The sequence below is a fragment of the Nitrososphaera sp. genome (assembly GCF_050748925.1).
In the GTDB taxonomy this organism is placed as follows: Archaea; Thermoproteota; Nitrososphaeria; order Nitrososphaerales; family Nitrososphaeraceae; genus Nitrososphaera.
Genome location: NZ_JBOGQF010000093.1, coordinates 1 through 7,191, shown reverse-complemented (window position 1 = coordinate 7,191; position 7,191 = coordinate 1). Strand labels below are relative to the sequence as shown.

Below are 7,191 nucleotides of genomic sequence, written 5' to 3'. Positions count from 1 at the left end.
GCATTAGCTATGCCCTAGCACAATCATAAAAAGCACAGGCAAGCATCTTCATTTTTGATATCGTACGTTGATTGGCAGGGTTTGTCATGGCAGGAATAAACTCAAAACCCATTAAATTTCCATCAACCTAATGATGTCGTCTCAAGACGGCGGGGTAAATTCTGGGCCGGCGGTGCCAGATCACGCTGATCTCCCGACATTGCGACAGTAGGAAACTACAGGAAATGCAATCCTTCAAGTTGCAGGGGTAGCGGGGTTGGCTGGCTCTATAACCATCGTTATTACAATTTCTTCAGCCATAGCCGCGAGCCCATGGTTCGCTTGGACGGATCACGCCCTAAGCGATTTAGGGAGAGACGGAAGGGCATCGGCGCCTATCTTCAATATTGGGATCATCGTTTCCGGAATCTTGGCCTTTGTCTTTGCGCTCGGCGTGCTCGACGCATCAAGGGTCCGCCTTGGAAGGGTTGGAGGAATTGTTCTATGTATTGCAACAACCGGCTTGATAGGAATTGGCGTATTTCCCCTACCGGATCCATTACACAATATTTCAGGATTGATACTTTGGACCCTTCTGCCAGCAGCGCTATCCATTATCGGAAGAGCCCTTATGCAAACAGGAAAACGTAGGCTTGGATTGGGAACGGCAGCTGCAGCTGTTGTTACTGGGATATTTGGTGGAATAACTATTGCAATTGCCGCTCAGGGCAACCCCGCTATTGCAATCCCAGAAGCAATAGTAATGGCAGCAGCCATCGTATGGATATTCATTGTCTCCATCAAGCTTGTCAGATGCACCATGTGGCATTGGGAGCATAGTCATGGGGCTGCGGAATCCTAACCATCACAATCTCCTACCTTGACTTCAGTCAAATTCCGGCAACGTATCCTAGCGTTAGAATATCCGAAGAGCAAGCCCCGACCGGTCTTGAAGCCATGGTGTATCTCTCTGCGACGCCTTTGCCCGAGCACGGCGTGACAAAATTAGTCATGTTTTGAACATTGCGTTGGAGCCCGCGAGTAAGGGCTATTACCCCTTTTCCCCTATGTGCTCCGTTGACCTCCTGCGAAGAGCTTGCGGGCAGGCTTGCGGCAAGCGTCCAGCGCAACGGCGCGGACGCGCTCTTGCTGTCAGGCGGCCTTGACAGCGCAATCCTTGCGACGCTCATGCGCCCCGCGTATTGCGTGACTGCCGCGTTTGGCAAGGACGCGCCGGACCTTGCCTTTGCAAGGCAGGTAGCCGGCAAATACTGCACACGGCACACAGAAGAGGTTTTTGGCGAACAAGAGATGGCAGGCATGGTCGAGACAGTGATCAAAGTGTTCAAGACCTTTGACCCAATAGAGATCAGGAATTCCTGCGTCGCGCTTGCAGCCCTACAGCGCGCCAGGGCAGACGGCTTTGCAAAAGTGGCGACGGGCGACGGCGGCGACGAGCTGTTTGCAGGCTACAACTACCTTTCACGGCATTACGGCGACTTGCAGAGGCTCGAGCAAGAGTTGCAGAGGCTGTGGGGCGTCATGCACTTTTCTTCAAGGACGCTCGGCCGGCACCTAGGAATTGAGGTAGCGACGCCGTTTCTTGACGGCGAGTTTGCAGAGTTTGCAAAAGGCATGCCGGCGTCAGAAAAGGTGGGGGAGCGCGCAGGCCAAAAGTGGGGCAAGTTCATCCTGCGCACGTGCTTTGAGCGCGAGCTGGGAGAGCTGGCCTGGCGGCCCAAGATGGCGCAAGAGCAGGGCGCGGCGACAGACCGGTTCTGCAACTTTATCGAGCAGAGGATAGACGACGGCACGCTTGCAAACAGGAGCAAGACGGCGTCGTCAGAAGGGGTAGAGATACGCAGCAAGGAGCACCTGAACTATTACGCCATATTCAGGAGCTATTTCCCGCCGCCAAAAGAAGAGTCGGGAAACTGCGAATTCGCATGCCCCGGCTGCAGGGCGTGCGCAAGAAAGGACGGAAGATTTTGCAGGACGTGTGGCGCCTTCCCTATAACGCCGGTCTCACTTTGAATACTTGCCGGGCTTTTTCACGAATATGCGCTTGCATCCTTCGCAGCAGAAAAAGTACGTCTTGCCGTTGTGTTCGTGCGGGACCGCAAGTTCCTGGTCCATCTCTATGCCGCAAACCGGATCGACAGGCACGCAGGTTGGCTCATTGCAAGCGTATTTAATTTTTACCAAAGTAGTTCACTGTCGCGGTAGGAAAAAACTGACTGACCAGTCAGTTATATTTATTAACTACACTCACTTTAACATAAATAATTGAATAGCTCTAAAGAGTCCGCATTGCAAACCGAAGGACCAGAGAACGGGCAGGCGGTGCTCAGGGTTGAAAACGTGGTAAAGACTTTTGAATCCGCGGCAGGCACGGTTGCCGCGCTCCGCGGAGTCGACATTTCGATAAAAAAAGGCGAGTTTGTAGCAATCGTCGGGCCTTCGGGCAGCGGCAAGTCCACGCTTTTGAACATGATTGGCGCCCTTGACAAGCCCACGTCCGGCAAGGTCTACATCAACGGCATCGACATCTTTTCACTCAGCGATTCAGAGATCGCCACGATGAGGAACCACCTCATCGGCTTTATCTTTCAGTCTTACAACCTGATAAACAGGACGACGGTGCTGAAAAACGTCGCCCTGCCGGGAGTGATTTCAGAGATGAGCGGCGACGAGCGCAGCAGGAGGGCGCTCAAGCTCTTGCAGGTGCTCGGCATCGAGGACAAGGCGGGCTTTAAGCCTTCGAGCCTCTCAGGCGGTCAGCAGCAGAGGGTCGCGATCGCAAGGTCGCTCATGAACGACCCGGCAATAATCCTCGCCGACGAACCGACCGGCAACCTCGACACGAAAACAGGCAGCGAGGTGTTTGAGATGTTGAGGATGATGTCAAGTAAATTCAGAAGGACAATAGTAATGGTGACGCACAACCCGGAGCTGGCCGAGTCCACCGACAGGGCCATCTATATCCGCGACGGCGTGGTGGAAAAGGAGGTAGTGAATAATTGAAGCTCGCAATCCTGGCAATCGCGGCGATGCTGTTGCTTGTCCCGGCGGGCGCGTTTGCGCAACAGCAGCCGGGAGTCAGCAGGCTCAACATCATTGACGCCAACTATACCGGGCCGGTGTTTCTTGACGCGTTCTGGACCGACAGGACCTCGCCGCCTGCCGCAGGCACGTCGCTTGAAAAGGTCGAAGTCGCCCCCGGTGACGGGGCATCAGTGCTTGCAGTGACACTTGTCAACAGGGGATTCTCAGAGATCACCGCAGTATCAGGCGAGCTCAGGCTGCCGGCTGGCTTTACGGCCGCAGGCACCAGCTCCAACGTCGCAGTGGCGACCCACAACAGCATCGTGAGCGCGGGAAGCACCTTCACGCTGTTCTTCCAGGTTGACATCACTGACAAGGCCGCCGTAAGGACGTACACGGCGCCCCTCAACGTCGAGTTTTCAAGGACGCTCGAAGTCGGCCAGCCAAGGACGGTCGACATGAGCGCGCCTTTCAAGGTCACGGGCAAGGTCATCCTCGACGCGTCGTCAGACGGCGGCGTCGCGCCGGGCATGGCCAGAAAGGTCGCCATCTCTATCACAAACGGCGGCAGCGCGCCGGCGACCGGCGTTGTTGTTACTGTTCCAGGCTCCTCAGGCGTCAACCCCGCCACCGGGCAGGCATCCATCGTGAGCCTCGGCCAAAAGACGTTTGAGCTGGGCGTCATCCCGCCCGGCGAGTCGGCGACCATTGAGCCCACAATCTATGCCAGCAGCACTTCTGGCGACACGCTCCAGGCCATGAACATGCAGCTATCGTACGGCAACGCGTACGGCGTGAGAAAGGTGGCAAACATCACCGTCGGGATGGTGATACTGCCCGAGTCTGCCAGCTCGGTGGTGAGCGTGTCTCCGGTCGGCGAGTCTTCGATAATCACCTCAGGCAAGATAACGGACTTGAAGCTGGCGCTTGCAAACAACGGCGACCAGCAGCTGTCAGACGTGCTCGTGTCGATAAAGTCCCAGTCAGAATCGATAAAGATACTGGGCGACACCAGCTGGACTGTAGGAGACATGGACCCCTCATCGAGCCAGGAGCTGTCGACAAAGGTGTTTGCTTCTGCAGACATGATAGGCAAGGCGGCGACTCTGACCCTCACCGTCCAGCACATTTCAGTCGGCGGCCAGCCCGAGATAGAGACAATCGACCTCGGCACGTACGTCGACGGCGAGATCGGGGTCAGGGCGTATGAAATCGACGCCACATATATCGGAGGCATTCCCAACATCACCGGCAACCTCCTCAACGAGGGCAACGTGGTCGCGCTTTTTACCACGGTAGAGCTGGTGAGCGCAGAGGGGCTTGTGGATCAGGTTCCTCCACAGCAGTACCTCGGCGACCTGACGGAGAACTCGCCACTGCCGTTCAGCATACCGGTGGACGTCCCGGCAGACACGGCCGCAGGCACGTACCCCGTGGTCTTGAAGGTAGAGTACAAGGACAGCCTGAAGCAGCTGCACACTATGGAGATAGAAAGCGACGTTGCGTTTGCGCCTGAAGCAAGCGCCGCAGACGAGGCGGCGGCCGGCCAGGCAGACGGGCAGATGATGACTGCCGTAATCATAGGCGTCGTAATCGCGGTGGCGATAGCGGCGTTTGTCATCATGAGGCGCAGGAAAGGTGCGCTGAAGCGCACGTTCCAGTACAGCAAGGGCAACGGCGACAACATCGAGTCTGTGCTTGACAGCCAGTTGAGAAAGCCGGAAGAGCGCAACAAATGAACATCAAGGAGATTTTTTCCCTTTCATTTGACGCGCTGAAGGAGCGCAAGACCAGGTCTGCACTCACCATAATGATGGTGGTGGTGGGCAGCGCTCTGATGGTGGCGCTCAACGGCATGTCTGCAGGCTTTTCCAATTTTATCAACTACCAGTTCAGCAAGCTGGCGCCCAACATACTCTTTATAACCAGCGCGCAGAACGACGGCGGCAACGACCCGTTCGGCGGGGGCCCACCGCCTGCGCCCAAGATAACGCTCAACGAAGCGGTCGTGAGCAGGCTGAGGTCTCTGCCGTTTGTGGACGACGTGATCCCGTCGTACCAGGCAGGCATAACGCTAGAGTCGGGCGGCAAAAAGGTCGACACCACGGTTTTTTCGATAGATCCGCAAAAGCTCTACGTGATATCGCCCACCACCGAGTTCTTTGAAGGGTCGAGCATTCGGCAGAACGACCCTTCGGCCATACTGCTTGCAGAAAGGGTGGCGCAGCCGCCGGGCGACTCGACGCCGTTTGCGGTTGTCGGCCAGACCATCAGGGTGACTTACACGTTTGTCGACCCAGAAACTGGCAAGCAGGACAAGGAGACCCGGAGTTTCGTCGTGTCTGGCATCATGAAGGCGACCGGCAACCCCACCATCGACAACGCGGTCGTCTTTAACCGCAATGCGGCCAACCAGCTGCTCCACAAGGCCGGCAAGTACGACACGCTGATGGTTGCCGCAGAATCGGGCGACTTTGTGGACTCGGTCGAGGAGCAGATACGCCGGCTCTACGGCAAGGACATCGGCATAACGACGCCAAAGGCGATACTTGAAACCATACAGGAGTTCATTGGCGGGTTCAGCTCCTTCATATCCAGCATTGCGCTTGTGGCCCTGCTTGTCGGAGGCGTGGGCATTATCACCACGCTCTACACGTCCGTGACTGAGCGCATCAGGGAAATAGGCACGATGAAGGCAATAGGGGCCCAGAACAGCTTTATCCTGGCGCTGTTTTTGTCAGAGGCGCTGACCATAGGGATCCTCGGGGCAACCGCAGGCATGGGCGTGGGAATAGCGGGCGGATACGTCCTGATTGCAGGCTTTGCTTCGCAGGACCCAAGCTCGCAGAACATGACGCCGGTCTTTAACCCGGCAGACATGGCCCAGGTCTGGTTGCTTTCAGTAGGGCTCTCCGTGCTTGCAGGCATGTACCCCGCGTGGCGCGCTTCAAGGACTCCGCCGATAGTGGCGCTCAGGAGAGAATAGGTCAGTAGTTCTGCCAGGGCCTTGCGTGCTTTTTCATGTGGCAAGGCTCGCTGCAGAAATAGTCATCGCACATGTAGCAAAATACTGGATAGTCCTGAGTCTTTTTGCCGCAGGAGCCGCAGGTAGCAGACATGTCCATAGCTATGATACGCCGTTCAAAGACTTAGCCCTTCCGCTTGCAGGCGGCAGAGTTTACGGGTAAAATACTAAAAATAAAAAAGGCAGAAACTGGATCTTGCGATCCAGCCTTGTCGAGACCCTTTTACGGGATAGACCTGCTGTACAGCTTGCCTTCGAGTGCGAGCTTGTACATTTCTGCTACATACGGGTTCTTTGCCGGTGTTTCTGCACCCAGCTCCACCAACCTGGCGTATACTCTCACCACGTAGGCAAGAGCGCCCATGAATGCCACGACGACACCCATGTTGAACATCCAGTGGTTAGGAACCGAGAAGATTTCCTCTACGAACCAGAAGTGCCACATCTCGTTGACACCGATTGTAAACATCGTGGCCAGATAGCCAATGATGGTTATCTTTAGACCGGTGTTCATCGAGTTGCCTGGACCCCTGAGTATAGGAACCCTTCTGTCATACATTGCAACAAAGCCCCAGCCCAGCGGGAGTGCCACGAAGTGGCTGTAGAGCCACCAGTGGGCCGGTGTAAAGGCCGAGTCTCTGATTGCAGTCTGGTGCAGTGAGCCATCGACGAAGTTGTCCACTTCGACGCTGGCTGCAATTGAACCGAGCATGATCACCATGATGTAGATCTTCTTCAGTCTTTGAATCTCGACTTCTTTCGGGATCAGTGCTGGCATTTGCGCCATGAATTACCTAGGAGAGGTTCTGCTATATTAAGTCAGGGTTGAATAATGAGTATTATATTATGTAATAATTGGATTGCATGTGTTATTATTTAGTAATTATTTTTAATTAATAAAGCCATTTTTATGATTATAATCCGTTATAAATGCTAATCGACTATGATAATCACCTATGATAATCTATTTCAGGAATACACGAAAACCGTCAACGCGGAAGCCTTCGTACTATACCTCTGTATGGCCCCTCCTCTTATTTTGACTTTACTTGACAGGTGGTAAAAATTACGTTGGCAGCTCGGTCAAATGCCTTCTCTTCATCAATCAGGATTAACTCTGAATCTTCATCGCTGCCAAAAGA

At 54.8% G+C, this 7,191-nt stretch carries 7 protein-coding genes; 5 read left to right on the top strand and 2 right to left on the bottom strand.

Annotation, left to right across the window (positions count from 1 at the left end):
• The first annotated feature begins 256 nt into the window (after nucleotides 1–256).
• On the top strand, nucleotides 257–841 hold the full coding sequence (locus ACREAY_RS08390; RefSeq protein ID WP_431755320.1) for a DUF998 domain-containing protein: 585 nt from the start codon (nucleotides 257–259) through the stop codon (nucleotides 839–841).
• A 215-nt stretch (nucleotides 842–1,056) separates the two neighbouring features.
• The gene (locus ACREAY_RS08385; protein ID WP_431755319.1) at nucleotides 1,057–2,013 is read left to right on the top strand and encodes an asparagine synthase C-terminal domain-containing protein; all 957 of its coding nucleotides are present in this window, start codon (nucleotides 1,057–1,059) and stop codon (nucleotides 2,011–2,013) included.
• On the opposite strand, the gene ACREAY_RS08380 is transcribed toward ACREAY_RS08385, so the two are convergent.
• Nucleotides 2,005–2,145 carry a YHS domain-containing protein gene (locus tag ACREAY_RS08380; protein WP_431755318.1) on the bottom strand — a complete coding sequence of 47 codons (141 nt, stop codon included), beginning with the start codon at nucleotides 2,143–2,145 and terminating at the stop codon, nucleotides 2,005–2,007. The genes ACREAY_RS08385 and ACREAY_RS08380 overlap by 9 nt on opposite strands.
• 144 nt (nucleotides 2,146–2,289) lie before the next feature.
• On the opposite strand from ACREAY_RS08380, the gene ACREAY_RS08375 reads away from it, so the two are divergent.
• The 3 genes from ACREAY_RS08375 to ACREAY_RS08365 are packed head-to-tail and all read left to right on the top strand — an operon-like array spanning nucleotide 2,290 to nucleotide 6,010.
• Entirely contained in the window at nucleotides 2,290–3,003 is a 714-nt protein-coding gene (locus ACREAY_RS08375) for an ABC transporter ATP-binding protein (protein WP_431755317.1), read from the top strand.
• Nucleotides 3,000–4,763 (top strand): COG1361 S-layer family protein, encoded by a 1,764-nt coding sequence (locus tag ACREAY_RS08370; protein ID WP_431755316.1) that lies wholly within the window; start codon nucleotides 3,000–3,002, stop codon nucleotides 4,761–4,763. The genes ACREAY_RS08375 and ACREAY_RS08370 overlap by 4 nt, the downstream gene beginning before the upstream one ends.
• Nucleotides 4,760–6,010 carry an ABC transporter permease gene (locus ACREAY_RS08365; protein ID WP_431755315.1) on the top strand — a complete coding sequence of 417 codons (1,251 nt, stop codon included), beginning with the start codon at nucleotides 4,760–4,762 and terminating at the stop codon, nucleotides 6,008–6,010. Before ACREAY_RS08370 ends, ACREAY_RS08365 begins: the two co-directional genes overlap by 4 nt.
• Nucleotides 6,011–6,272: 262 nt before the next feature.
• Here the strand turns inward: ACREAY_RS08365 and ACREAY_RS08360 are convergent, their stop codons facing one another.
• Nucleotides 6,273–6,836: a methane monooxygenase/ammonia monooxygenase subunit C gene (locus tag ACREAY_RS08360; protein WP_415282637.1), complete on the bottom strand. Its 564-nt coding sequence runs from the start codon at nucleotides 6,834–6,836 to the stop codon at nucleotides 6,273–6,275.
• Nucleotides 6,837–7,191 lie beyond the last annotated feature (355 nt).